This is a genomic window from Moorena sp. SIO3I6 (assembly GCF_010672095.1).
In genome coordinates this window covers 1-1271 of sequence record NZ_JAAHHU010001446.1, presented here as the reverse complement: position 1 = coordinate 1271, position 1271 = coordinate 1, and the positions used below count along the sequence as shown (strand labels likewise).

2 protein-coding genes are annotated in these 1271 nt (G+C 45.3%); both read left to right on the top strand.

Annotated elements, in window-relative coordinates:
* The coding region (locus tag F6K49_RS50140) for an ATPase, T2SS/T4P/T4SS family (protein WP_293110315.1) at nucleotides 1-446 on the top strand (446 nt) is incomplete at its 5' end.
* 182 nt (nucleotides 447-628) lie between these two features.
* Nucleotides 629-1271, top strand: a 643-nt coding sequence (locus F6K49_RS50135) for a circadian clock protein KaiB (protein ID WP_293110312.1), incomplete at its 3' end; no start/stop codon positions are given.

The window sequence follows — 1271 nt, the reverse complement described above, 5'->3', positions numbered from 1 at the left end:
GGGGGGGGGGAGAAACAGTAAATACAGCTCTCAAGGCTGCTCAAACGGGTCACTTGGTCATGGGGACTTTGCATACCAACAGTGCAGTGAAAACCATTGAGCGGATTCTCAATCTCTACAATCCAGAAGAACAGGCTCCCATGCGGGTGGCCATATCAGAAGCCCTAGTAGGAGTCATTTCCCAAGGGTTGTGCCGTACTACCGATGGCAAGCGTGCTGCGTTTCATGACATCCTGATTAATACTGAATCTATTAAGGATTACATCCTCAAGGGCAAATACGAAGAAATTGAACAACTGATGGCGGCCAGTGAATTTGACGGTATGGTTACCGTAAATAAATCCTTGTTCGCTCTTTACCAAGAGGGGCGTATTACTGAGGAAACTGCCTTAGAAAAGTCACCCACTCCCAACGAGATCGCAATGATGTTGCGCGGTCGGATCTAGGGATTAGTCACCCTTGTATTAGGGATTAGGAATTAGGGATCAAGACTTAACTCCTAAAACCTAACCCCTAAGACCTAAAACCTAACCCTAAAACCTAACACTTATAAACTCAAAAATAACACTTATCATCTAAAAAGTAAAACCTTAAGTATCAAACTAAATTGACGACATAGTACTAGCATATGCTGGATGAAACCCCCTCCCCCCAACTGTTTAAAGGTATTGCTATATTTACACCAGGGGAAGATCTAGTGTATAGCATTGACTTTAATAAGCAGAGTCACTGGCACCTGCATCTGTGTGCGAGTTTACAGGAAATACTGGGGTTACCAGAGCCACCTCATTTTTTAGTCCCTGGATATACTGCCACCATTGATCGGTGGATTGACCCTCAAACCAATCAGTTGCGTATGTCAGCAGAAATTCATTGGTTGGTGCAACATCATCAGGCATTGTTAAATGCAGTATTTGGCACTGACAACCTGATTTGGCAAGTAGCCCCTTGGGAGGAAGAGTCCTGTGACCCGGCGGTGCTAGAAACTTATCGCAATCAGTTTCCCCAACTCTGGCAAAACCATGACTTGATCCTGCGCATTGACCGCCCAGAGCCATTATCCTACTCTGATACAGAAGAGGTTTTGCCAGAAAGGGTTACTAAGCAAAACTCTGGGAGATGGCCATCTCAGGAGCATTTGAGAGCTATGGAAAAGCTGCCGGGTTTATCTAAGTCTGCCACTGATAGTACAGACTCACTGACTGCCACCGATGTCACCAAACCTGATTCTTTATCCAGGATGTCCCTGCCTGATGTGTTAGCTTTGATGC